The organism is Actinopolymorpha cephalotaxi (assembly GCF_013408535.1).
Taxonomy (GTDB): domain Bacteria; phylum Actinomycetota; class Actinomycetes; order Propionibacteriales; family Actinopolymorphaceae; genus Actinopolymorpha; species Actinopolymorpha cephalotaxi.
In genome coordinates this window covers 4,329,206-4,352,207 of the sequence record NZ_JACBZA010000001.1, presented here as the reverse complement: position 1 = coordinate 4,352,207, position 23,002 = coordinate 4,329,206, and the positions used below count along the sequence as shown (strand labels likewise).

Annotated in this window: 27 protein-coding genes and 2 pseudogenes; 11 read left to right on the top strand and 18 right to left on the bottom strand. The window is 69.4% G+C overall.

Features of this window, described 5'->3' with window-relative positions:
• Positions 1–79: 79 nt before the first annotated feature.
• Positions 80–1,294, bottom strand: coding sequence for a sialidase family protein (locus FHR37_RS19225; protein ID WP_092880905.1), 1,215 nt, complete (start codon positions 1,292–1,294; stop codon positions 80–82).
• A 144-nt stretch (positions 1,295–1,438) separates the two neighbouring features.
• On the opposite strand from FHR37_RS19225, the gene FHR37_RS19220 reads away from it, so the two are divergent.
• Together FHR37_RS19220 and FHR37_RS19215 are read left to right on the top strand one after the other, a co-directional pair.
• On the top strand, positions 1,439–2,239 hold the full coding sequence (locus tag FHR37_RS19220) for a phytanoyl-CoA dioxygenase family protein (protein WP_175542328.1): 801 nt from the start codon (positions 1,439–1,441) through the stop codon (positions 2,237–2,239).
• 273 nt (positions 2,240–2,512) lie between these two features.
• Positions 2,513–2,884 carry a hypothetical protein gene (locus FHR37_RS19215; protein WP_092880909.1) on the top strand — a complete coding sequence of 124 codons (372 nt, stop codon included), beginning with the start codon at positions 2,513–2,515 and terminating at the stop codon, positions 2,882–2,884.
• A 15-nt stretch (positions 2,885–2,899) separates the two neighbouring features.
• Here FHR37_RS19215 and FHR37_RS19210 read toward each other — a convergent pair whose 3' ends face one another.
• The 8 genes from FHR37_RS19210 to FHR37_RS19175 form a co-directional block, all read right to left on the bottom strand.
• Positions 2,900–3,355, bottom strand: coding sequence for a YbaB/EbfC family nucleoid-associated protein (locus tag FHR37_RS19210; RefSeq protein ID WP_139238809.1), 456 nt, complete (start codon positions 3,353–3,355; stop codon positions 2,900–2,902).
• Positions 3,356–3,374: 19 nt separating this feature from the next.
• A complete protein-coding gene (locus FHR37_RS19205) occupies positions 3,375–3,875 on the bottom strand; it encodes a WXG100-like domain-containing protein (RefSeq protein ID WP_092880913.1) in 501 nt (166 codons plus the stop codon).
• Positions 3,875–4,213, bottom strand: coding sequence for a hypothetical protein (locus FHR37_RS19200; protein WP_092880915.1), 339 nt, complete (start codon positions 4,211–4,213; stop codon positions 3,875–3,877). Before FHR37_RS19200 ends, FHR37_RS19205 begins: the two co-directional genes overlap by 1 nt.
• A gap of 3 nt (positions 4,214–4,216) precedes the next feature.
• Positions 4,217–4,693: a YbaB/EbfC family nucleoid-associated protein gene (locus FHR37_RS19195; RefSeq protein ID WP_092880917.1), complete on the bottom strand. Its 477-nt coding sequence runs from the start codon at positions 4,691–4,693 to the stop codon at positions 4,217–4,219.
• A 24-nt stretch (positions 4,694–4,717) separates the two neighbouring features.
• Positions 4,718–5,272: an imm11 family protein gene (locus FHR37_RS19190; RefSeq protein WP_139238810.1), complete on the bottom strand. Its 555-nt coding sequence runs from the start codon at positions 5,270–5,272 to the stop codon at positions 4,718–4,720.
• Between the two features lie 20 nt (positions 5,273–5,292).
• The gene (locus tag FHR37_RS19185; RefSeq protein ID WP_092880921.1) at positions 5,293–5,760 is read right to left on the bottom strand and encodes an AHH domain-containing protein; all 468 of its coding nucleotides are present in this window, start codon (positions 5,758–5,760) and stop codon (positions 5,293–5,295) included.
• A gap of 144 nt (positions 5,761–5,904) precedes the next feature.
• Complete coding sequence (locus FHR37_RS19180) at positions 5,905–6,501, bottom strand: GNAT family N-acetyltransferase (RefSeq protein WP_092880923.1); 597 nt, start codon at positions 6,499–6,501, stop codon at positions 5,905–5,907.
• A 32-nt stretch (positions 6,502–6,533) separates the two neighbouring features.
• Positions 6,534–7,466, bottom strand: a complete 933-nt coding sequence (locus FHR37_RS19175; RefSeq protein WP_092881765.1) for an NAD(P)-dependent oxidoreductase — start codon at positions 7,464–7,466, stop codon at positions 6,534–6,536.
• 73 nt (positions 7,467–7,539) lie between these two features.
• Here FHR37_RS19175 and FHR37_RS19170 point away from each other — a divergent pair, with 73 nt between their 5' ends.
• Positions 7,540–8,967, top strand: coding sequence for a lactate racemase domain-containing protein (locus FHR37_RS19170; RefSeq protein ID WP_175542329.1), 1,428 nt, complete (start codon positions 7,540–7,542; stop codon positions 8,965–8,967).
• Between the two features lie 39 nt (positions 8,968–9,006).
• Here the strand turns inward: FHR37_RS19170 and FHR37_RS19165 are convergent, their stop codons facing one another.
• The 3 genes from FHR37_RS19165 to FHR37_RS19155 form a co-directional block, all read right to left on the bottom strand.
• The gene (locus FHR37_RS19165; RefSeq protein WP_092880927.1) at positions 9,007–10,395 is read right to left on the bottom strand and encodes a sulfatase family protein; all 1,389 of its coding nucleotides are present in this window, start codon (positions 10,393–10,395) and stop codon (positions 9,007–9,009) included.
• 94 nt (positions 10,396–10,489) lie between these two features.
• Positions 10,490–11,965: an alpha-L-fucosidase gene (locus FHR37_RS19160; protein WP_092880929.1), complete on the bottom strand. Its 1,476-nt coding sequence runs from the start codon at positions 11,963–11,965 to the stop codon at positions 10,490–10,492.
• Positions 11,966–12,037: 72 nt separating this feature from the next.
• On the bottom strand, positions 12,038–12,739 hold the full coding sequence (locus FHR37_RS19155; protein WP_237768561.1) for a FadR/GntR family transcriptional regulator: 702 nt from the start codon (positions 12,737–12,739) through the stop codon (positions 12,038–12,040).
• Positions 12,740–12,861: 122 nt separating this feature from the next.
• Between FHR37_RS19155 and FHR37_RS19150 the strand changes: the two genes are divergently transcribed.
• Complete coding sequence (locus tag FHR37_RS19150) at positions 12,862–13,431, top strand: AAA family ATPase (RefSeq protein WP_092880933.1); 570 nt, start codon at positions 12,862–12,864, stop codon at positions 13,429–13,431.
• 211 nt (positions 13,432–13,642) lie between these two features.
• Here the strand turns inward: FHR37_RS19150 and FHR37_RS19145 are convergent, their stop codons facing one another.
• Both FHR37_RS19145 and FHR37_RS33485 read right to left on the bottom strand, forming a co-directional pair.
• Positions 13,643–14,785, bottom strand: coding sequence for a right-handed parallel beta-helix repeat-containing protein (locus FHR37_RS19145; protein ID WP_139238811.1), 1,143 nt, complete (start codon positions 14,783–14,785; stop codon positions 13,643–13,645).
• A 487-nt stretch (positions 14,786–15,272) separates the two neighbouring features.
• Positions 15,273–15,464: pseudogene (locus FHR37_RS33485) on the bottom strand (IS30 family transposase); the annotation flags it as partial.
• A gap of 281 nt (positions 15,465–15,745) precedes the next feature.
• Between FHR37_RS33485 and FHR37_RS33480 the strand changes: the two are divergent.
• Both FHR37_RS33480 and FHR37_RS30975 read left to right on the top strand, forming a co-directional pair.
• Positions 15,746–15,901 (top strand): annotated as a pseudogene (locus tag FHR37_RS33480) (AraC family transcriptional regulator); the annotation flags it as partial.
• Positions 15,902–16,070: 169 nt separating this feature from the next.
• Positions 16,071–16,379, top strand: coding sequence for a helix-turn-helix domain-containing protein (locus tag FHR37_RS30975; RefSeq protein WP_202884541.1), 309 nt, complete (start codon positions 16,071–16,073; stop codon positions 16,377–16,379).
• A 6-nt stretch (positions 16,380–16,385) separates the two neighbouring features.
• On the opposite strand, the gene FHR37_RS19135 is transcribed toward FHR37_RS30975, so the two are convergent.
• Positions 16,386–16,895, bottom strand: coding sequence for a DinB family protein (locus FHR37_RS19135; RefSeq protein ID WP_092880937.1), 510 nt, complete (start codon positions 16,893–16,895; stop codon positions 16,386–16,388).
• Positions 16,896–17,024: 129 nt separating this feature from the next.
• Here FHR37_RS19135 and FHR37_RS19130 point away from each other — a divergent pair, with 129 nt between their 5' ends.
• From FHR37_RS19130 to FHR37_RS19110, 5 genes are read left to right on the top strand one after another with little or no spacing between them, the layout of a single operon-like run.
• Positions 17,025–17,966, top strand: a complete 942-nt coding sequence (locus FHR37_RS19130) for a hypothetical protein (RefSeq protein WP_092880939.1) — start codon at positions 17,025–17,027, stop codon at positions 17,964–17,966.
• Entirely contained in the window at positions 17,963–18,349 is a 387-nt protein-coding gene (locus tag FHR37_RS19125) for a GntR family transcriptional regulator (RefSeq protein ID WP_092880941.1), read from the top strand. The genes FHR37_RS19130 and FHR37_RS19125 overlap by 4 nt, the downstream gene beginning before the upstream one ends.
• A gap of 60 nt (positions 18,350–18,409) precedes the next feature.
• Positions 18,410–19,273 carry a class I SAM-dependent methyltransferase gene (locus tag FHR37_RS19120; protein ID WP_092881767.1) on the top strand — a complete coding sequence of 288 codons (864 nt, stop codon included), beginning with the start codon at positions 18,410–18,412 and terminating at the stop codon, positions 19,271–19,273.
• 23 nt (positions 19,274–19,296) lie between these two features.
• Entirely contained in the window at positions 19,297–19,425 is a 129-nt protein-coding gene (locus tag FHR37_RS32595) for a hypothetical protein (RefSeq protein WP_269091002.1), read from the top strand.
• The gene (locus FHR37_RS19110) at positions 19,425–20,399 is read left to right on the top strand and encodes a phosphotransferase family protein (protein ID WP_092880943.1); all 975 of its coding nucleotides are present in this window, start codon (positions 19,425–19,427) and stop codon (positions 20,397–20,399) included. Before FHR37_RS32595 ends, FHR37_RS19110 begins: the two co-directional genes overlap by 1 nt.
• Before the next feature lie 37 nt (positions 20,400–20,436).
• On the opposite strand, the gene FHR37_RS19105 is transcribed toward FHR37_RS19110, so the two are convergent.
• The 3 genes from FHR37_RS19105 to FHR37_RS19095 form a co-directional block, all read right to left on the bottom strand.
• Entirely contained in the window at positions 20,437–21,276 is an 840-nt protein-coding gene (locus tag FHR37_RS19105; RefSeq protein ID WP_092880945.1) for an alpha/beta hydrolase, read from the bottom strand.
• A 132-nt stretch (positions 21,277–21,408) separates the two neighbouring features.
• Positions 21,409–22,377: a MerR family transcriptional regulator gene (locus FHR37_RS19100; RefSeq protein WP_092880947.1), complete on the bottom strand. Its 969-nt coding sequence runs from the start codon at positions 22,375–22,377 to the stop codon at positions 21,409–21,411.
• Positions 22,378–22,410: 33 nt separating this feature from the next.
• Entirely contained in the window at positions 22,411–22,740 is a 330-nt protein-coding gene (locus FHR37_RS19095) for a hypothetical protein (RefSeq protein ID WP_092880949.1), read from the bottom strand.
• Positions 22,741–23,002: the final 262 nt, after the last annotated feature.

The window sequence follows — 23,002 nt, the reverse complement described above, 5'->3', positions numbered from 1 at the left end:
ACCGCACTACGCCGGTCCTGCACGTAGTTCACTGTCGTCGCAGGGGCGAATCAAGGCCCCTGGGCCAGTGTTCGCGCGGTCAGCGTGCGACGGGCTCCGAACCGGTCGCGTAGTACGCCTTGCAGACACCGTCGCTGTCGTAGGCGGTGGCGATCTCCAGCAGCCGGGTGCCGTGCCGCACGGTCAGCAGCGGTGAGCTGTAGTTGGGGCAGTAGTTGTCGTACGGGTCGGGCACGCTCACCGGCGCCGGGATCGCCCGCCACGGCCCGGCCGGTCCGTGGTCGCTGACGAAGACCGTGTGCCCGTTGCCCTCGGCGACGGTGCCGTCGGCGGCGTAGAGGATCTGCCCGGTCAGGAACAGCCGGCCGTCACGGCCGCGGCCCGGCTCCCATGTGATCGTCGGGGTGTGCCGGAAGTACGTGCCGTCGGTCGCCCGGACGGTCGGGCCGAGGTCGCTCGGGTCGCCCCACCGGGCTCCGTCGGGCGACTCGCGGTAGTGCACCTTGCAGTCGTACGACGGTCCGCACACCTCGTAGGTCATCAGGTAGTGACCACCGGCGATCCGCCGGACGATGGACATTCCGGGACGCGCGGCCGGGTCGCTGCTCGCCACCACCGGCACGCGGCCGGTCCAGTGCACGCCGTCGGCCGACGACTGCGCGACCAGCAACTGGCTGTGCGCGGGCTGGTCGGTCTCGTCGGAGTAGAACACCATGAGCCGGCCGTCCCGGGTCACGGTGAACTCCGGCTCCCACAGGCCACCGGTGTTCTGGGCGACCACCGGGGTGGCGAGGTGGGACCACGTACGGCCGTGGTCGCGGCTTGCCCAGACCTGGATGCTCATCTGCCGCGGGTTGGTGGACTGCCCGGCCGAGGACGCCCACAGCAGGGTGCCGGCGGCGAGGTCACCGACCCGCCGCGGCAGTTCGTACAACGTCGCGCAGCACAGCCCCTTGCCGTTCGCGCTGGCTGGGTCGGCGACCGTGCCGATCTGCTCGAACGACCGGCCCTCGTCCTTGCTGGCGTAGATGGCACCCAGCCCGGTGTTGCCGTCGAACGTCACCACGCTGCCCAGGATGGTGCCGTTGGCGGGTCCGGAGTGCTGGAGGCGGACCAGGCGGGGGTAGAGGCCGACGTTCGGGCGAAGAAGTGTGCCCGAGGCGCCGTTCGCTTCAGTGGCGCGAGTTGCCGCCTGCGCGGCGGGACCGGTCGTCGTACTCACAACTGCTCCTGCGACGAGCACCGCGAGCGCGGTCAGCAGGAGCCAGCCCCTGCGGCGTCGATGTGCGGCCATCCCGAAGCCTCCGTTCTCGGTGGTGTACACCCCGTGTGCGGGCGGCTACCCACCCTGTCACGGAGGACGGCCGCCTGTGACGGACGAAGTCCAGGACTGGTCGGACATGCGACACCGGTGGGATTCGCGTGCTGGGATTGGGCGATGGACACACCGGTTGCGGGCGTACGAGGAAACGCGGTGCGGGAACTGGCGCTGGCCGACAGCGAGGTGGAGTTCTACCACCAGTACGGCTACCTCCCACTGCCCGGTCTCGTCGACCCGGCCGCGGTCGAGGCGCTGCGGACCGAGACCCTCGACGTCCTGGAAGCGAACGGCGTCTCCCGCGCCTCGCTGGAGCGGGCCAGCGGGATCGGCGACAAGCTGCGGCAGTGCTCCACCTACGTCGCCGGATCGGGGCTGGACGAACTCATCAACTGCCCGGCGACCCTGGCCGTCGCCTCGCGCCTGATCGGTGGCCGCGCGGTGCGCTATCTCCCGTTCACCGCGGTCAAGGCCGGAGGAGGCGGCGGGACCTTCCATCTGCACCAGGACAACAGCTACACCCGGCACGACCCGGCGATGGGGTCGATCAACATCTGGGTCGCGCTCGACGACATGACCCCGGACAACGGCTGCCTGCAGGTCGTGCCGCGATCACACCTGGGGGAGCAGTTGCAGGCGCGCGGCAGCGACGACGGCGACTCGCACCGTCAGGTGGACGTCGACCCGGCCACGGCTCTGCCGGTCCGGATGCGGGCCGGTGATGCGGTCGCGTTCTCCCGTTGGACCGTGCACGGCTCCGGGCCCAACCACACCGACCTCCCGCGGGTGGCGTACGCGCTGCAGTACCACCGCGAGGACGTGCGGTGGCTGGACGCGCAGACCGGTGAGTGGCACCTGCTGACCGACACCCCGCGGACGAACACCGAACCCGTTGCCCGCCTGGACGGCCGCACGACCTGACGTTCGCGAGTTCCAGGGCTTCTTGCCTGCCTGTGGATTGTGGGAACGGGGAAACGCGGAAACCTCCTACGCTGGCTGCTCGCACCGAGTGACAGGACGAGCACGCGAGGGAGTTTGATGGCGGATGACCGGGAGGGCATACGCCCCCGCCTTCTGCAGACACGGCCGATGCCGGCTACTAGCGATGGCATCCAAGTGGCCGGTAGGTGGCGATCTGTTGGGGCCGCGGTCCTTGCGGTAGTACTTTCCGCCGCGATCAGCAGCTGCGCGCTGTTGGGATACCCGGCCGTCGAACTCGGTCATGACCCGAAGCTGGACGCCGGACTGGGCAGGCTCTCCGACAATGCCACCGGAGCACGGCTCGCCGACCTGACCGACTTCGAGTGGGACATCGTGTACGTCTTCGGAGAAGGCGATCCCGCTGACGAGATCAACCACGCGGCGGGGATGAAGATCGTGCGGCGGGGCCGGTTCGTCGAGGACTCGGTGTGCCTGTTCATCTTCAAGCTCGATGGCAAGGTCGTACGACACCTTCGCGCACCCCAGATCGTGCATCCCGGGATGGGAGATAGGGACGTACGTGTGGAACCAGCCCGGACGTCCCCGAAGCCGGTCAGCCTGGAACTCGTCTACCCGGACAGGTGAAGGTGATCGGGAGCCCTACGCGTTCGGCGCGCGACGTGCGCGGGAGATCCGGCCGGCGGTGTCGTTCATCGAGGCCAGCTTGTCGATCAGTGCACCGGTCCGTGTCGCCGCCGCCTGCTGCAGTGCGATGAAGCGCGTCGGATCCCACGAGGAAGCCGCTTGGGCACGGGCGTTCTCCCGCACCGTCGCGGCCAGCGCGTCCCATCCGCGGTTGACGGCGACCACCACGGCCGCGGACAGGTCCTCGGCCGGAAGGCGTACTGCCTTCTGGCTGAGGTCGACGCCCGCAATCCGGCCTTCCGACGTCACCGTCGCACGAACGAGGCCGTCGTCGTCGGCGCCCTCGGCGGACACCACCTCGGCCTCGGCCCCGTCCTGCCCAATGGCGCGCAGGTGCGTGGCCACGGCGTCGCGGGCGATGTCCAGCACTCCGCCGAAGTCCCGCGCGGTCACGTGGGGCTGATCTGTCATCGAACGACCTCCGGACGGTTCAGCCGAGCAGGGCCTCGATGACCTTGCTGAGCGCGAAGTTGATGGCCAGCCCGCACAGCTTCTTGGCCACCGGAATCCACAACAGGGAGGCGCCGAACGTGGCGACGGCCGCGGCGATCGCCTCGGCGATCTGGATGACCAGCAAGGTCAGCTGGACGATCACGGCGATCTTCAGTGCGAGGACGAGCCCGGCCGCGACGAACATCGCCGGACCGATCAGCGTCGCCCCCTGACTGCCGTCCTTCAGCACCATCGGACCGCGGTCGGGATGGGTGAACTGCTGGGAGAACGCGTCGACGTCTCGTCCCTTGTTCTGGCTGGTGACGGCCTGGAACGGCGAGGTCGTACGACCGTGCGTGGCGGAGGCCTGGGAGCCGAAGCCCACCCAGGCACCGCCCAGGTCGAACATCTTCACCTCGTCGGACTTGGGCCAGATGTAGCCCAGCTCGTTGAGGAAGTCGGCTCCCCAGCCGGGCAGCATCAGCGGCGACCCGGCCATCAGACCTGCACCCCGCCGAGCGTTTCGTCCAGGTCGGACAGGGCCTTCGCGTTGCCGTGTTCGGTCCGCTCGTTGTTGTCGCCGGCGTACTTGAGTCTCTCGCCGAACCCGATGATGTCGTCGTGGGAGCTGGTGAACGACTCGTCGGCCAACGCGAAGACGGCCCCGTAGGCCGCGCCGATCAACCCACCCACCAGGTCGTCGCCGAAGATGTCACCCATGCCTTCGGACTTCTGCTTGAGGGCTGCCCAGGCCGCGTGGCCGTCGTCGCCGACCCGCATCAGGTCCTTGCCGCTGTTGCGCAGCGCCTCCGGGTCGTTCTGGCGTTCGTCGGACATGCTCTACCCCTCCTCGGCCTGGCGACGGAGCTGCGCGATGGCGTCGTCGTAGCGCTCGGTGAGCGACGCCACGTGCTCGGTGAGTACGTTCTGCACCTGGTCGAGGTCCTCGGCGATCACCCGCGGGTCGACGACGGTGTCCTGGCCGGTCGTCTGAGCGGCTTTGGAGCGCAGGTCGTCCAGCGCGGCGTTGATCGACTCGGTGAACTGCTGCCCGAGCTGGTCCGGTGCGCTACGTAACGCTCGTGGATCGAGATTGATCGACTCGAGTCGACCACCGACACCGACGGTCGCCACGATCCGTCCGTCCGCGGCCTCGCCCACTCCGCGGAGCTCCTCGCCTGCGCCCTCTTCGGAGTCGGTCTCGGGCGCATGGCCGGCCAGCAGGTCGTCCAGCTGCTCACGCGCGGAGGCAAAGCCCTGATCGAACTCGCCCTGGTCGGTGAGTTCGACCTCGTCGTCGTCCAGGGGACGGCTCATGTGGTGCCCCTCCTCCCGCTCCGCTCAGTCGGCGTCGGAATCCCACACGAGCCTGAAGTCCAGCCCGGTCAGATCGAGGGCGCGCAGATCGCGGACCACGGGTTCGGTGTAGAAGACGGAGAGGGTCTGCTGCGGGACCCTGAACACGGCACGCTCGGGGATCAGGTCGGGGGAGAAGACGTACTTCTCGATCGTCATGATCCGCCCGCTGCTGGGAAACCGCACGATCCCCGATCGTTCCTCGTCGACCGCGTCGAGGACGTCGACGGCGTTGAAGCACACGACCTTCGCGTCGTCGCACGTCAGTGGCAGGAGCTCACCGAAGGGGGCAAGGACGGGCCCGGCGAGATCGATCGCCCGGTCGCGCAGCATCAGCGCCCAACTGGCGAACCAGGGAAAGTCCGCCCGCAGCAGCGGCTCACCGGTGTCGACGTCGGTGGTGAGAATCCGCACCGGAATCGGCGTCCACGCGTCGCCCTGCCGTGCGCCCTCGAGGTCGGCCAGCCGTTCGAGATCGTCGTCGTCGACGGGTGCGAGGTGGTCGTACTCGCCGACGGGGTACAACTCGAACACTCTCACAGCGGATCTCCATCTCCTGCTCACGGCCAGATTCCCTTGTCGAGCTGGGCGCGGACGTAGTCTAGGACATCGGCCGCCTCGTCAGCGGTCTTGCAGGGCTTGAGCAATTTGTAGAGCGCTTCGTAGTAGGCATCCCGGTGAGTCGCCTGGTGTGGTGACTTTCCCAACGGGTTCGGATACTTCACCGGGTCCCGGCCGTGGGGGAGCCAGCTCCCGTTCACCGGCTCGTCCAGGTGGATGTTGAACTTCTTCAGAATGCCCTGTGAGAGCTTCGCGAAGGGCCTCGTGGCGCCCTTGGGTACCAGGTGCGCCGCATCCTCGACGAGCTTGCCGTTCACCTTGAGCCCGTGGCGTCCGGCCACCTCCAGGTTGTGGCCGAGGTTCTTCGACGACGGCTTCGCCGCCAGCCGCAGCAGATCCGCGGCTGCACGCGTGATACGTGCTCGTTTCGCGGCTGCGACAAGCGCTGCCTTCGGTACGGTCGCCATCCCCCTGCCCCCATGTCACCGGTGCCTGTTCCGATTGATCTTGGGATCGATCGAGTGTGGCAGGTTTTGCAGGTACCGCGGGGAACGCCTGTGGACAACCTCGGCCGAGCCCGGCCGGTGTCTCTCGGGAGCCGTCGGCGTACGTCAGTGGTCGGAGGAGGGCTCGAGCCGTGCGGACGGTCGCTGGTACAACGCGCCGGACCTGCGCGGCGGCGTGACGACGGTGCCGACGCGGGCGAAGCCCCGCCGCTCGTAGTAGCGCTGGAGTCCCGCGTTGTGCCGGTGTACGTCGACCCGCAGCCACGACTTCCCAGCCTGGGCGGCCTGGTCGGCGGCCCAGGCCAGCAGGCGGTCGCCCAGGTGGCGGCCGGTGACCCGGCCCGCGATCGCGAACCGGTAGATGTAGAGCGCGTCGCTTGGGCCTCCGGGCCAGCCGTGGGCGAAGTCGGCGTCGGCGTGCGGGCTGAGCGTGATGGTCGCGACGTACCCCTGGTCGTCGGAGCCGAGGTAGAGGTGGCCGCCGGCGACGTACCCCTCGATCCGCCGGGCCCGCCAGCCGCCGTCGCGTTCGAACCGCGCCGGCCACTGCTCGACACCCTGCTCGGCGAGGCGTTCGGCGGCCTCGGTCAGCAGCGCGAACACCGCGGGCAGGTCAGCCTCGGTCGCCCGCCGCATCGCCGGCAGCGGGGCGGCGTCGGGCTCGGGCTCGGGCTGGGAGTCGGACTCGGTGTCGGGGCTCATGGCCGTAGGAGCCTGCCCGTCAGACCTCCCGCTCAATCCCGGCGCTCGACCTCCTCGAAGAGCCGGACGAGCGCGCTGGTGTCGAGTGCCCCGAGGCCGGCCGCGCGGCCCTCCTCGTTCAGGCCCACCACGGCCCGCGCGACCGGCGCGGTGATGCCGGCCTCCTCGATCACGGCCAGCCCGAGCCGGTTGTCCTTGGCGAGCAGGTCGACGGTGAACGCGGGAGCCCAGTCCCGGTTGGCGATCTTGGGCGCGATCTCCCGGAACAGGTTGCTCACCGACGCCGCCCCTGAGTCGGCGAGCGTGGAGTAGTACGTCTGCGGGTCCAGGCCCAGGCGTTCGGCCGCCGCCATCGTCTCGGCGGTGATCGCGTTGATGGCGCCGAACATCAGGTTGTTGAGCAGCTTGAGGGTGCTGCCGGCGCCGGCGTCGCCGACCCGGATCACCCGGGCCGCCACCTGTTCCAGCACCGGACGGGCGAGCGCCAGGTCGGCCTCCGTTCCACCGACGGGGAGGGTCCACGCGCCGCACCGGTGCGGGCGGCCCAGCACCGGCGCGTCCAAGTAGCCGACGCCGGCCTCGGCGGCCGCGGTCGCCATCACCCTCGCCGTCCCGGGGTCGACGGTGCTCAGGTCGGCGACCACCCGCGGGAGGGTGGCCGCCGCGAGGACGCCGCGCTCTCCGGTGATCACGGTCCGCACCACGTCCGGGCCCGGCAGCGACAACAGGACGACGTCGGCCTCGGCGGCGAGCTCGGCCACATCCCTCGCGACGGCGGAGCCAGCCGCCTCCTGCCGTCGTACGCTCGCCTCGTCGACGTCCCACACCACCAGCCGGTGGTGCTGCCGGAGTACGTCGGCCATGGCCGCGCCCATCGTGCCGGTGCCGACGATCCCCACGGTGCCGACCCTGCCGACCCTGCCGACCCCGCCTGCGCTGTCCGCACTGCCTGTCTCCTGGACCATGCCGCGTCCTCCTCGTCGAACGTCCGCGAACCGCGGCCACTATGGTGCACGAAGTCCCGGTGAGGAGGATCAGGTGCAACACGTACGCCTGGAGTACGGCGACGGCCACCTCGACGTCGACCTGCCCGACCACGCCACGGTGGTGCGGTCCGGCGGCGCGGCGCACGAGCCGGCCGGCCTCGCGGACCCGGTCGCCGCGACCCGCGAGGCGGTCCGGAACCCGCAGGGCAGCGAGCCGCTGGCGGCGCTGGTCAGGCCCGGCTCGCGGGTGACCATCGCGTTCCCCGACCGGGTGAAGGGCGGCGCGCACGCCACCGCCCACCGCAAGGTCGCGATCCCGGTGGTGGTCGAGGAGCTCGAACGCGCGGGCGTACGCCGACGCGACATCACCCTGGTCTGCGCGACGGGACTGCACCGCAAGAACACTCGGGAGGAGTTCGCGGCCTACCTGGGCCAGGACGTGCTCGATCTCTTCGAGCCCGGTCAGATCGTCAACCACGACGCCGAGGACCCCGACGGCATCGTCGCCCTCGAACCCTCCGCGCTCGGCGACGTGGTCGAGGTCAACCGCCGCGTCGTCGAGTCCGACCTGACCGTCCTGATCAGCCATGCCGCGGGCAATCCGTACGGCGGGTTCTCAGGCGGCTACAAGATGCCCGCCACCGGGCTGACCACCTGGCGGTCCATCCGCTGCCACCATACGCCGGCCAGCCTGCACCGCGACGACTTCGTGCCGATCTCGCCGCACAGCCACTTCCGGCACCAGCTCGCCGCGATCGGGAAGCGGATCGAGGAGGCGCTGCCACAGCCGTTCTTCACTGTCGACGCCGTGCTGAACGCCCGGTCCGAACAGGTCGCGGTCCTCGCCGGCGCCATCCCCGCCGTGGAGAAGGCGTCCTGGCCGCCCGCCACCCGCCGGACCGAGCTGACCCTGCCCGGCGAGCCCGCCGACGTACTCCTCCTCGGGATGCCGCGCAGTTTCCACTACGGCAACGGCATGGGGTCCAACCCGGTGCTGATGATGCAGGCGATCGGCGCGTCCGTCGCCCGTGCCAAGGCGGCCTTGACACCAGCTCCGGTGGTGATCGCCGCGTCGGTGTGTGACGGGTGGTTCAACGACGCCGAGTTCCCTTCGTACGAACGCACCTACGAGCTACTGCAGACCGTGCAGCGGCCCGCCGACCTGGCGAAGTACGAGGACGAGCTCTGCACCGACGCGGGCTACCTCGACCGTTACCGCAACGCGTACGGCTACCACCCGTTCCACGCGTTCTCGATGGCCTACATGGGCGGGCTGGCACGGGAGTACGCACAGGCGGTCTACGTCGCGGGCGCGGTCAGTCCTGGTCACGCCCGGGGTATGGGAGCGATCCCGGTGTCCACCGTCGACGAGGCGCTGGCGCAGGCGCGCCGGCACGTCGGAGCCGACCCTCGTGTGCTGGTCGTGCCGAGTTTGTCCAAGCCCGCTTACCACCTGCGCAGCGAACGGCAGACCGGCTGACCGGCTGACCCGCCGCCCGCTGCGCTCAGGGCGAACCGGTCACGCCCTGAGCAGGGCGTTCATCGTCTTGGAGTGCAGCGGCGAGGTCACCGCGCCGTCGACCAGCGGGTCCTTGGTCCGCGTCATCCACTCCGCCAGCTTGGCCGACAGTTCGGCCACGACGCCGGCGTGGTCCGGATCGCCCACCAGGTTGGTGAGCTCGGCCGGATCCGCCGCCAGGTCGTACAACTCCAGCGACGGGTGGTAGGACGCCGGGCCCTCGGTCTGCACCTTCGGCCGGCACCGCCGCATCCAGCCCTGGCTGGGATCCATGAACGCGGGTGCGGAGCTGAAGTTGGCGATCAGCTTGTGGCGTTCGGTTCTGATGCAGCGGCGCGGGTCGTAGTAGTCGTGGTAGGTCATCTCCCCGAAGATCTCCTGCCGCCGCGGGTGCTCCTCGCCGTTCAGCAGCGGAAGGAAACTGCGCCCGTGCACCTCGTCGCCGGCCGCGGAGCCGACGGCTGCCAGCAGCGTGGGCAGCAGGTCGACGTGGGACACCAGCGCGTCGTGCACCTGCCCGCCGGTCCAGCCGCCGTCGGGGTAGCGGATGATCAGCGCGGTCTCCAGCCCCGGGTCGTACAGCGAGCACTTGGCCCGGGGGAGGGCGAGCCCGTGGTCGGTGGTGAAGACCATGATCGTGTTGCCGGTCGCGCCCAGCCGGTCCAGCTCGGCCAGCACCCGCCCGGCGGCCTCGTCCATGTGCCGGACCGCGCCCTGCAGTTCGGCGAGCTCGGTGCGTGCGGACGGAGTGTCCTGGAGGTACGCCGGGATCGCCACGCCCAGGCTGTCGTCCGGCTCCAGGTGGTTGCCGAGGAAGCCCATCACCCCGGGCTCGTCGCGGTCCCCGGGCATCCGGTGCGGCTCGAGGAACCCGACCTGCAGGTAGAAGGGCCGGTCACCCTCGACGAGCTGCCCCAGGTGGTCGACCGCGGCCTTCGACACCGGCTCCGCCCGGGTCATGCCGGCGTCCACGTGGTCGAAGCCGAGCCGGGCGGCGAGCTCCTCGTCGGTCCGGGCCCGCGACTCGTGCTGCACGCCGATCAGCGCGGTCCGGTACCCCTGGTCGCGCAACAGGCCGCCCAGGTGGCGTTCGCCGGGGTGCAGGTCCCAGGCGAAGTCCTGGTGCGTCAGCCCGAGCACGCCGTTGACGTGCGGGTAGCGGCCGGTGAACAGCGAGGCCCGCGACGGGCTGCACTGCGGCGCGGTGGTGAACGACCGGTCGAAGCGCACGCCGTCCGCGGCCAGCGCGTCCAGATGCGGGGTGGCGACGGTCTCGTTGCCGTAGCAGCCGAGGAACCGGCCGAGGTCGTGACAGTGCATCACGACGACGTTGGGACGGCTGGAATCGTGCAGCGTGGACTCGTGCCGGGCGGGGCCGGACTGGGGCATCGAAGATCTCCTTCGCCGGAAACGCGTTCCGAGTGGCTTCGACGCCCCAGTCTGCCCGGCTGTGTTCGGTGGTCGCCGAGCGGCCTACGTGGTCCTACTGAGCCAGGTGCTCAAAGTCGATGGCGAGGCAGTTCACCTCGTCCACCGGCCGGTGTTCGGGAAGCTGCGCCACCAGCACGCCGCCGGCCTGCTCGAACGGCACCTCTCCGCCGCCGAGCAGCCGCACCGAGCGGGCCCGGTCGTCCGGACGGAGACTGTGGATCACCGTACGGCCGTCCTCCGGCCACCGCATCTGGAACGCGTAGAGCGTGTTTCCCTTACGGGTGAAGCGGAGGTCGGTGCTCGCCCACTCCACCGCGTCCTCGCGGAAGCCCTCGATCCGGACCGCGCTGCCGCCTTCGCCGGACACCCGGAACGGCCGGGTGCCGTAGATGCCCTCACCGCACACGTCGATCCAGCGCCCCATGGACGTGAGGAGGTACGTGCACTCGTCGTCGAGGGTGCCGTCGGGCCGCTGCGGGATGTTCAGCAGCAGGTTGCCGTTCTTGGACACGATGTCCACCAGCAGCTCGACCACGTGGCCCGCGGTCTTGTAGACGTCGCGGACGTTGTAGAACCAGTCGCCCACCGAGGTGTCGGTCTGCCAGGGCTCGGGTTTGATGTCGGGTTCCTGGCTGCGCTCGATGTCCATGACGCCGACGGAGTAGATCTCCTGGCGGCGGTCCTTCTGGTTGTAGACCGCCTGGTTTACTCCACCGTTGCGGGCAGCACTTGCGTTGTAGAGATAGGAGATCGCCTCCAGGCCGATGTCGTAGCCGTTCTTCTCGCCGAACGGCACCGGCCCGTCGGAGTACAGCAGCTCCGGCTGGTAGAGGTCGATGATCTCCTTCATCACTTCCAGCCAGTGCTGGTGCCACTTCTTGTTTCCCGTGTACCAGTTGGCGATGTCGAGCTCGCCGGCGCGGGCCGGGTCGTAGTGCTCGCGGTTGGGCAGGTAGAGCTCCTCGTACGCCGGGTCGTTGCCGTCGTAGGGCACTCCGGCGTACGGGCCGGCCTTGTCCGCGCCCTTGTTGGTGTTGGACCACGAGAACGCCGCACCATGGTGTTCGGTGAGCCCGAACTTCAGGCCCCGTGCGTCCGCGGCGTCCTTCCACAGCTTGGTGATGTCCTTCTTCGGGCCCATCCGCACCGAGTTCCACCGGTGGATTCGCGAGTCGTAGTTGAAGAAGTTGTCATGGTGGGTGGCCTGGCCGACGAAGTACTTCGCGCCCGCCGCGGCGTAGAGGTCCATCAGGCCCTCGGGGTCGAAGTTCTCCGCCTTCCACCGCGCCACGATGTCCTTGTAGCCGACCTTGGACGGGTGGCCGTACGTCCGCAGGTGGTGGCGGTACTGGTCGTGGCACTCGATGTACATGTTCCGCGCGTACCAGTCGCCGTACATCGGGACCGACTGGGCGCCCCAGTGCGACCAGATGCCGAGCTTGGCGTCACGGAACCAGTCCGGGCACTCGAACTGACGGAGGGAGTCGAAGGTGGCCGCGAAGGGCGCGGCGGTGCTGTCGGTGGACATCGCGGAACGGCGCTCCTACCTACGGCCGGAAAGATCGGATGTTTCGTAACCGTAACGGCGCCGGGGAGTCTGTCAAGAGGTCTGCGCGCGGTTCGCGTCGAGCACCTGGCGCAGCCAGATCTCGGTCGAGCGGACGTGCAGCAGGGCCGCGGCCTGTGCGGACGCGCTGTCCCGGACCTGGAGTGCGGCGTAGATGCGTTCGTGTTCGGCCATGGTGCGCTCGGAGGCGTCGGCCTCGAGGATGTCGCGCCACACTCTGGCGCGCAGTGACCGGCTGGACACTCCCCGCACCATCGACGCCAGCGTCTCGTTGCCGGACGCCTCGCCCACCAGGTCGTGGAACTCCGCGTCGAAACGTACGAACTCCTCGTGGCCGTTGGCCTGGCGCATCCGGCCCAGGCTGTCGCCGATCTGCTGCAGCTGGTTGGCGGTGGCCCGGTCCGCCGCCAGCGCGGTGACCGCGGGCTCGAGCACGCGCCGGACCTCGATGAGCTCCAGTGCGGAGTCGTCCCGCATCAGCTCGACCGCGAACCCGATGCCGTCAAGGAGAAGTTGCGGTCGCAGACTCGTGACGTAGGTGCCGTCACCGCGGCGTACGTCGAGAACCCTGGCGGTGACCAGCGCGCGCACCGCCTCCCGCGTACTGCTGCGGGAGACGCCGAGCCGCTCGGCCAGGGTCCCCTCGGGAGGAAGGCGGGAGCCCGGTCCGAGTTCGCCGCCGATGATGAGTTGGCGAACCTTCTCGATCGCCGCCTCCGTCACCGGAGCTGCCACCGGATGATCCTTTCGCCTGGGCCCGCGGACGCGGACCTGATCTCCCCCCATATTTCTCGCATGCGCGCGGGGGTCAACACAAGACTTATCTTTGCGCATCCGCTGCACCAGACTCAGGGGCCATGGACGAGCTTGAGTACGCGGGCACTCCCATCCTCATCGTGATCAGCGGTCCCGCCGGTTTCGGGAAGACGACCCTCGCGCACGCGGTCGCGCGGTCGGTCGGCTGCCCGGCGATCTGCCGGGACGAGATCAAGGAGGGCATGGTGCACGCCCACCCCGAGTTCGACGGGGCCACGGTTGGAGATCCACTGACCCAGCGGACCTTCCCGCTGTTCTTCGAGGTTCTCGAACTCCTGTTGAAGTCCGGCGTCACCCTGGTCGCGGAGGCGGCCTTCCAGGACTGGAACTGGAAGCGCGGGCTGGAGCCCCTGCAGGAGATCGCGGACATCCGCATCGTGCAGTGCACGGCCGACATCGAGGCCGCCCACGCCAGGAACCTTCGCCGGTTCGCCGAGACCCCGACCCGCCGCGCGCACGCGGACGCGCAGGGGCCGCAGACGCTGGAGGAGGCGAGGACGCACTACGAGTCGTTCGTACGACTGTCCCTGCCGGTGCCGACGATCACGGTGGACACCACCGACGGCTACGACCCGGCTCTGGAGGAGGTCGTCGCGTTCGTCGGCCGGTGAGGGGAGCGGTTCCCACCCTGGGTTTGCCCGGTCAGAAGCGGTAGCGCGTCCGGCTGTAGACCAGGCCCTCGCCGAACGCGAACCCTGGTCCCATGGACAGCGGCTACGGCTGCAGGTGAAAGTGCGGGACCGGACAGCATGAGGACCTCCCGGCAGATGTGAGGTTGATGGGTGCCCACACCTGCCAGGAGGTCCGCGTGCGGCCTGCTGGCTAGCGCTCTGCTGACCGAGTTGACTCGGCCTGGGACGACTCCACGTGTCGTCGATCATGGCCGGAGGCTGCGCCATGATGCGGCGTGGTTCCAGAAGTGGATGACATCATCGTCCGCCCGGGTTTGTCGCTACCGACCTTCCCCTTGTGCGGGGATACCTTGTGCGGGGATACCTTGTGCGGGGATGGTTGACCTGTCCACCCGGTCGCCTCCCTGCCTGGACCAGACGCCCCCGGCGAACATGTTGTCGGAGGGACGATCGACTGCCTGTCCGTGCATCCGCTGACTGGCGTGGGCGAGCAGTTCGTGGGTGTGTTGCCCCGGACGACGGAGTTGCTCAACGTGACCGCGCCGGCGCCGGCCTCGTTGTCGATTCCCCCGGGTGCATTGTTGGAGGTGTTGTTGTTCACCACGCTCTGGATGAGCGACACCGTTCCGGGGCTGAGGTTGGCGATCCCGCCGCCGACGTTGTCGGCCACGTTGCTGTTGACCGTGGTTCGAGTGACCGTGAGCCTCCCGTCGTTGGCCAGACCTCCGCCCTTCTGGCCGGCATGGTTGTCGGTGACAACGGTGTCCGTGAGACTCATCGTGCCGTCGTTTGCAGCACCCCCGCCGTTTACCAGGGCGAAGTTGTTCTGAATACGGCTACGCGAAACGGTGACGATGGTGCCGGAAACCCCGCCGAGCCCGCCGGAGAAGTTGCCCCTGTTGTTCTGGATGGTCACTCTGGTCAGGTTGGTTGTACCACTGAATACCGCGACCGCCCCTCCAAACCCCCCTGGAGAGGCGCTTGCGTCGCCTCCCGCGAGTGTCACTCGATCGAGGTTGAAGGTGCTGTTGACGGTGAAGAGACGGAAGGGACTCGCGCTCGGATCACGCTGTATCGTGCTACCGAACCCGTGAATGGTCAGCGGCACGCTGATCTCCGGAAGGGCCCCCGTGGAGTCGTTCAATATGTAGTTGCACCCGGCGGCCAGATTGAGCGTGTCACCTGGCGCGGCATTGTTGATGGCGTCTATCAGCGCGGCGCTGTCGCATGACACGTCCGTCGTCGTGTCTGCGTTGGCCACCACCGGCACCGCTGCGGCAGCCAGACCGAGAACGCCGGCCACAGCCGCATGGCGAATGCGTATCTTGCGCATTTTCCCCCCTGATTGGTTTGACGCAGACGTCGGCGGAGAGGTCGGTCGTCCGGATCCATGCGACGTCCAGCCAGGCTGGAAACCGTAATCTCGTCCCGATGTCTGCTGCTGATTTGATTTCACCAAAAGAGAAACTCTTCGGTCTTGCCCTGTGGGGGAGTACCCGGACACCCGAAGTCTTACTCGCAGGCTTGGCTGAGGATTAAGACGAAGAATATTGGATTCGGGGCGACGTGTAATCAGAGCATCCAACCAGAATGGCGCGGCGCGAAGGGCGCGCCGGCCTCTACGAGCTTCTCATTCGTGCGGTCGTGGCGATTCGTTCTGAGCGCCATCGGATCGGACACTGCGGACCGACACGCCAACGCTTTCCGAATATGTCCATCCCGTATACCGCCTGCCCCTGGTGTGAATGAGTGGCCTGACCTGTCATGTCCCACCTGGGGTGAACGCGGCCTCGTGTCCTCCGGGTGGCCGGCCGAGCGTGCTCGGAGTGGCATTGAGCGACTGATGTCCGATAGCCCAGGCGCCTTCTACGGGTAGCGGCGTTGCTGCGTAGCTCCCGAGAGATCGTCGACCGGCTTCGACCGGGCTGCGTGGCGATTGGCGAACTCCGGGCCCGCCGCCATCAGTAACGCGACCTCCTCGCGTTCTGCGAATGCAGGCACCTACCTGACGGCTGGTAACGCTGATCGGGAGCATGGCGCCGCCTTTGCGAAACCTCCGTCATGCAAACGACACCGACACGACGCATGCAATGGCCGCATCCGCACTCGACCACCCCTTTCGCAATTCGGCACCAGAACCGTCGTTGAACCTCCCGAGGCGCCGAGGGTTTGCGACGACCTAAGGAATCTCCGGTGCGGGCGTGGCACGGCGCGGCCCGGGGTGCCGAGGCACTACGAGTTCGGGGTGTGCACGCAGACGCCCGGGACGGTGCCAACGTCGGCGGGCTACGCGATGTACGTCGAGCACGACCTGTCGGCGCTCGAATCCGCGGACACCGCGATCATCCCGGGGTGTAAGCCGGTGGAGGAGCCGCTGTCGGACCCCGTGCGCTCGGCACTGCTGGCAGCACACGCCCGTGGGGCGCGGCTGGCCACGATCTGCACGGGAGTGTTCGCGCTGGCGCGCACCGGGCTGCTGGACGGCCGCTCGGCCACCACGCACTGGGCGAACGCCGGCTGGCGCGGGAGTTCCCGCGGATCCAGGTGCAGCCGGACGTGCTCTACGTCGACCACGGTGACGTCGCCACCAGCGCCGGTGCGGGTGCGGGCGTCGACCTGTGTCTTCATCTCGTACGCCGGGACCACGGCGCGGCGTACGCGGCGCGCTGCTCGCGCGGCTGGCCGCGCACCTCAGCGTCTCGCCGCGCACCCTGGCGCGGCGGTTCGCCGACCGGCTCGGCACCAGCCCGGGAGCGTGGCTGCTGTCCCAGCGGGTGGTACGCGCACTGCTGGAGGAGACCGACCTGCCGGTGGAGACGATCGCCACCCGCGTCGGCCTCACCTCGGCGGTCAACCTGCGCCGCCGGTTCCGCGACCAGGTGGGTACGACACCCGGTGGCTACTGGCGGGCGTTCCGCGTGCCGTAATGATCTTCAGTCGCCGGTCGTCCCGTCGACGAGCTCGCGGATGATGTCGATGTGCCCGTTGTGGCGGGCGTTCTCCTCGACCAGGTGGTTCAGGATCCAGCGCAGGTTGAACTCCCGCCCGTCGCGGAACTTCTGGGCGGCCACCATGTCGAGGTCCCAGCCGGCGATCAGCGCGTCGTGCTCGCGGGCCATCGCCTCGTAGTCGGCGATCACCTCGGCCAGCGGCATGGTGAGCCGGTAGTGGAACTCCCGGTCGGGGTCCTCGTCGGTCCAGGGTCCCTCGTCCTCGTGGCCGAGCAGTCGGCACTGGATCCAGGAGTACTCCACCCAGCGCAGGTGACTGATCACCCCGGAGACCGTCATCAGTGGCGAGGTCGGCAGCGGCGCCTTCGCGGCGTCGGCGTCGGAGAGGCCCTCGGCTTTCGCGATCGCGGTCTTGCGGGTGTAGTCGAGCATGGTCAGCAGCACCGAGCGCTCGTCGAGGGCAGGGGGTGTGTCGTCCCGTGTAGTCGTCATGCGCTGATCCTGCCTGCTGCCACCGACACCGGACAAACCGGTTTCCTCTTGTATCAGTCAGTTGACACAAGTGCCTCGGTGAGGGTTATGCTCCGCTTGTATCAGGTCGTTGACACAAGGAGAGCTGCCGTGGCCGGTGGTTTCGTATTCGCCCTTCCGCTGCTGGCGTTGGTGGCCTGTCTGGCCGTGGTCTGGTGGGTGGTGCCGCGCCGCCGGGCGCTGGTAGCTGTCGACGAGGCGGCACATCCGGGACTCGCACGCCTTCGCCGCTCCACGTTGGTCGGACGCCTGCTGGCCTTGGTGGCCGGTGCGACCGCCGCGGTGGTGACGGCCTCGACGGGTGGGCTGGGCCGCGGGTTTGCTCTCGCCCCCGCTGCGTTCGCCGCTGTTCTGATCGTCGGGGTGCTGGCCGCCGACCTCGCTGCCCGCGACGACGCTCGCACGCCGGGGACGGCCGGTCTGGAAGTCCGGCGGGTGCGCGACCTCCTGGCCCCGGGGCTGGTGCGGCTCGCCGCCACTGTGGGTGTGGTGCTGGCGGTGTTCCTCGGCTGGGCAGGAGTGGTGGCGGTGCCTGATGATCTCGGCCGGGCCGGCCGTGCGCTGACCTACAACTGCGTCGAGGGGTGCGATTTCGGGACGCTGAGTCCCTGGCCGGGTTCGTACTACTCGGTCCCGATGGCTGCCGCGTTGCTGGGGGTGCTCCTGCTCGCCGGGATCGCGGTCGGTGTGACGGTACGACGGCCGCGCAACGGTGCCTCGCCGGAGATCGTCGCGGTCGACGACGTGGTCCGCAGGCGTTCGGTCGAGTCCGCACTCGCAGCGGTGGGTGTCGCGTTCACCGGCAGCCTCGCGGGTACTGCACTGCTGTCGGGTGTCCGGCTGGCAGGCCTGGGGCCGGACCGCGGTCCGGTCGCACTGCAGGTCGCGGGCTGGGTCCTGCTCCTGGCCGGCCTGGCCGCGCTGGTGTGCCTGGTGTGGTGCCTGGTCGTGCTCCTGCTTCCCGGCGCGAGTGCGGGTGCGAAGCCGTCCGGCCGTTCCCTGGCCGCCGAGCCGGAGCGTGCGCACGGATGACCGTCGAGCTACGCGTGGATGGGAACGATCCCACACCGCCGTACGAACAACTACGCCGTCAGCTGGCCACCCTGATCGAGGCCGGCACACTCGCCGACGGGACTCGGCTGCCACCGGTGCGCCAGCTCGCCGCGGACCTGGCACTGGCCACCGGCACCGTCGCCCGTACGTATCGCGAACTGGAGAAGGCGGGGCTGGTCCGGTCGCGCCGCGCCGCCGGTACGACGGTCACCGCTCGGCGCTCGGAGCTGTCCGGAGCGGGTCGGCGGGCTCGGCTGCAAGAGGTGGCGTCGGCCGCAGTCGCGCAGGCCCGCCACCTCGGGGCGAGCGATGCCGAACTGCGCAAGGCGATCGACGCAGCGCTTCGCCGAGCGCCGGGGTAGAAGCCAACGCTCACAACAAAACTGATCGACCGGCCACGGCGTTCCACCTAGGGTGTGCGGGTGCCTCACTACACACACGTACTCGGATGGCTGCTGGGCCTGGAAGGCATCGCTCTCCTGCGCGCCCAGGCCGGTGACGACCTGGGGCCGGACACCGGGTTCGTGCAGGCGCGCCTTGACGAGATCCGCGAGATCCTCGCCGACCCGGACCTGTCTGCGCGGCCCGGCGGGACGGTCGGTGAGATCGGCACCCGCGACGGCTACGCCGAGTGGGTCCACTCCTACGACGACGGCGACAACCCGCTGATCGCGCGGGAGGAGCCGGTGGTGCGTCCGTTGCTGGACGCGCTGAAGGTCGGCCGAGTGCTGGACGCCGCCTGCGGGACCGGGCGGCATTCGCAGTACCTTGCCGAGCTCGGCCACGAGGTGGTCGGGGTCGACTCCTCGCCGGAAATGCTCGCGCGTGCCCGGGCGAAGATCCCGGCCGGCGACTTCCGGCAAGCCGACCTTGACGACGTGCCTTTCCCCGACGGGAGTTTCGACTCCGTCGTCTGCTCGTTGGCGCTGACCCACCAGCCGCGGTTGGAGCCGGCGCTGGAGGAGTTCGCACGGGTCGTGCGGCCCGGCGGCCAGGTGGTCCTGTCCGACATCCACTGGCTGTCGCTCTACCTCGGCGGAGTTGCGGCGGTCGCCGGACCGGACGGAGTGCTGGCGATGCCCGCCAGCCGGTTCCTGCCGTCGGACTACCTCACGGCCGCACTCGCGTCCGGTTTCACGGTCCGCGCCTGTCACGAACCCCGGTGGGGAGACGTTCCGGGCGGGCACGGTGGTTCGGACGCGCAGCGCTACTGCCCCGAGGCGGCGCGAGCGGCGGCCCGCGACACCCCGGCCCTGATCGTGTGGCACCTGGAGCGGGCCGCGTGACCACGGGATCCGAGGAGCCTCGGTTGGTCGAGTTCACCGACGACGCGCTGTCGACCGGGCAGGCGGCGCTCGTCACCTTCCTGTCGGAGAAGGGGATCCGCGGCCGCGAAGCGCTGAGCCGTTCTCCGCTGAGGCTTCGGGACGAGGTGTGATGCGTAAGCCGGATGTGGACCTTCGAGCGCTGAACGCGTTGCTGGTCGGGATCTTCGGATCGCAGCAGGAGCTCAGCTGCCGGCGTACGCCGACCGGATCCTCCACCCAGGTCTACCGGATCGACCGGGGTGCGGAGACCTTCTATGCGCGGATCGCGGAGGAGGAGCAAGCCAGCCTTGCGCCGGAGGCCGAACTCCATCGCGCCCTCCTAGCGGCCGGGGTACGGGTCCCCGCGGTGGTGCACTACGAGCCGTTCGACCAGTCGCTGGCCCGCTCGGTCATGGTGACCACGGAGGTGCCCGGTTCGCCGCTGAGCGCCTCCGGTGACAGCTCGACCTTGGCGGAGATCGGCCGGGCGGCGGGCCGCGACCTGGCCCGGATCCACGGCGTTCCGGTGCACGGTTTCGGCTGGGTTCGCCGCGAGCACGACCAGCCCGGCTGGCCGCTACGTGGAGAGCATCGCACGTACGCCGAGTACGTCGACCCGCCGGCAGTCGCCGCGCCGCTCACCGGGGTCGGGCTGTCCGCCGGCCAGGTGCGTACCGTCGAACGGTTGCTGCAGGAAGCTGTCGAGTCCGGGCCCGCCGGGGGAGTCGGATCGGTGGCGCACGGAGACTTCGACGCCGGTCACATCTTCGAGCAGGACGGCACCTATACGGGGCTGATCGACTTCGGGGAGATCCGGGGCACCGACTACGCCTTCGACTTCGCGACGATCTGCCTGAACGTCGAGGAGTTCCCACCGGCGGCACAGCTCCTCCGCCTTGTGGAGCAGGGGTACGCCGAGGTGCGCGCGCTCCCTGACGACCATCCTCGCCGGCTCTACCTGGCCTGCGTTCTCAGCGCCGCGCATCGGCTGTCCACCTGGTACAAGCGTGACGGCGAGCGCGCCTTCGACGGGTGGTTCTTCCGGTGGATCCGGGACAGCCTCGTCGGCATGCTCGAGTCGGGACGACTGCCAACCGCGGGTTGACAGAGAACCTAACCGCCAGGCGCGCGGGCTTCGAGACCTACGTCGCGACCTTCGTGAGGAACGACAACGCCACCTGGGCGACCTCTTCCCAGCCGTGGTCGATCACCAGGGAGTGGCCGCGTTCGGGTAGTTCGGCGTATTCGGTGGTGCCGGGATTCCTGTTCTGCAGCTTGAGGATGGCCTTCTGAATCGCCGGCGGCGTGGTGTTGTCGCCCACTCCGGCGATGATCAGCAGCGGGCCGCGGGCCGGATTTCTGGAGTCGACCTTCGCCTCGGTGAACGGATTGAGGTTGGCGGTCGCGGCCTGGAACAACGGAGTACCCGGGGCAGGCACGTGATACTCGTCGTACAGCCGCCGGGCCTCGTCCTCGTCGACGTGGTTGGCCCAGCCGAACCGAAACTGCTCGAAGGTGAGACTGACGGCTTTCCTGCGGTTGCGAGGATCGCGCAGCACGGGGGAGGCCGACTTGAGCGACTCCCTCGGCAGCGGCAGGACGCCGCGGAACGGCGCGCTGTCGATCGCGACCGCGCCGTCGGCGGCGCCCACTCCGGCGATCTTCATCGTGATCAGCCCGCCGAAGGAGTGGCCGACGACGGCAGGCCTGCGGTCGAGCTTCGCGATGGCTTCCAGGTAGTGGTCGGTGACCTGCTGAACCGTCTTGCGGGCGAACACCTCGGGACTGCGGCGGGCTTCCTGTACGGTCTCCGGGTCGTCGGGCCAGCCCGGGGCGAGGCCGACGTAGCCGTTCTCCTCGAACAGTGCCTTCCACCGGTCCCAGCTGCTGGGCAGCAGCCACAGGCCGTGGACGAAGACGACGGGCTTCGCGCCGGACGCGTTGGCCCGGTCGATCGCGTTCTGCTCGTGTGCGGTCAGCATCAGGAATGCTCCCGTCTCCCGGCGAACCCCACAGGTGGTCCCGATACCAGGTGGGTGTCGCGCTCCTGCCCGCACAGTAGTCGAGGCCGTCAGCGCCGGACATCGTTCAGGTTCATCCGCGCCGACCCTCGGTCAGGTCCGCGTGGACGTGGCCGTCGTCGGCGCGCGCAGTGCCTGGTCGAGCCAGCCGAACACCGGCGCGAGACTGTCCGGCGCGGACCATCCGTTGATCGTGGCGAGTAGCTGGAGGTACCGCTCGCGACGCGGATCGTTCACCGCCTCCAGCCAGCGCAGCAGCTCACCGCGAACGTCGGTCCCGCCGGTCCCGTCGGCGTCGTCGATACCGAAAGCGCGTGCCCACCGCTCGACCACCTCCGCGACCACCGGCGCTGCCTGCGGCGAGGTGGGATCGATGCCGGTACGCACGGCGGCACCCACGAGCTCCTGAATCACCGCACCGAGGTCCGGTCGTACGCCGGCGTCGGCGTTCCGCGACCGCTCGGCCGCATGGTGCTCGGCCAGCAGGCGCAGCCCGGCCCGGAACGCCGCGTCGCTCGTCTGCTCCGCCAGCTCCACCCACGCCTCGACCTGCGCGGGCTCGGGGTCCTCGGGCAGGCGCGGAGTCATCGTGCCCATGGCCGCCCCGAACTCGTGCCCGGTGCCCAGGCCGCCGAAGGTGGAGTCGAGGAACTCCTCGATCAGTCGCCGGCGTTCGTCCTCGGTGAGTTCGGCCAACCTGTGCATGAGATTCGTCTCCTCCGGAGTGGAGCCCCGCCTGGCCACCGTCGTCAGCACCGCCTGCCGCAGGCGCAGCAACCGGATCTGCGCGGCGAGCGCGTCGGCGTGGGCCGCGGCGATCTCTCGAAGCGAGACCTCCTGCTCCACGACTCTGCGGATCGTGTGCAGGTCCAGCCCGAGGGCGCGCAGGGTCCGGACGAGTTCCAGTCGCGCGAGGGCGTCGGCGTCGTATCGGCGGTAGCCGGCAGGGCTACGGTCGGTCGGCGGCACGATCCCGCGATCCGCGTAGAACCGGATGGCCTTGACCGTGAGCCCGGTCAGCCGCGCCAGTTCGCCGATCGTGTAGAGCATGCCGTCGTTCATGACCCGACCTTGGTGCCTCCTCCTACGGGAGGGTCAAGCGCGCCGCTTCTGCCGGGGCGGGCGGTGGAAGAGCACCAGGTCCCGGACGTACGCCGGAAGGGCGCGCCACGGAAGGTCGTACTCCTCCCCGGAGTCGGCGAGGACCAGGGTCCTCTCGTCCCGTACCGCGCACATGACGGCGACCCCGCTGCCGGTGGCGAGCTCGACCAGGACGTCGGTCCGGTCGGGAAACGCCGGCGCGGGGCGTACGACGATCTGGTGGGTCACTCCGGCGAGCTCGAGCCGTCGGGAGATCTCCGCCGACAGCCGGTCGATCCGCCGGGCCAGCCGACGTCGGTCCGCGCGCTCGTGGCTTTCGGTCATTGCTGGGCCTCCGCCGCGACACGTGGGACAGGGCGTGGCCGGGGACGTCCGACCACGAAGGTCCGACCCTATCCCGCGAAGGCCCGCACTCGCTGACGCGCGGCGACGGGCCGCGGGCCGTTGTCCCACACCACCAGCACGCACGGTCGACCGCGGATACTGCCCGCGGGTTCGCGTCCGAGTCGGGCCACTTCGCTACTTATGGTCTTGACCGATATGCCGGTCCGGCTGACACTGATCATCGGTTCGCCGGGGGGACCCT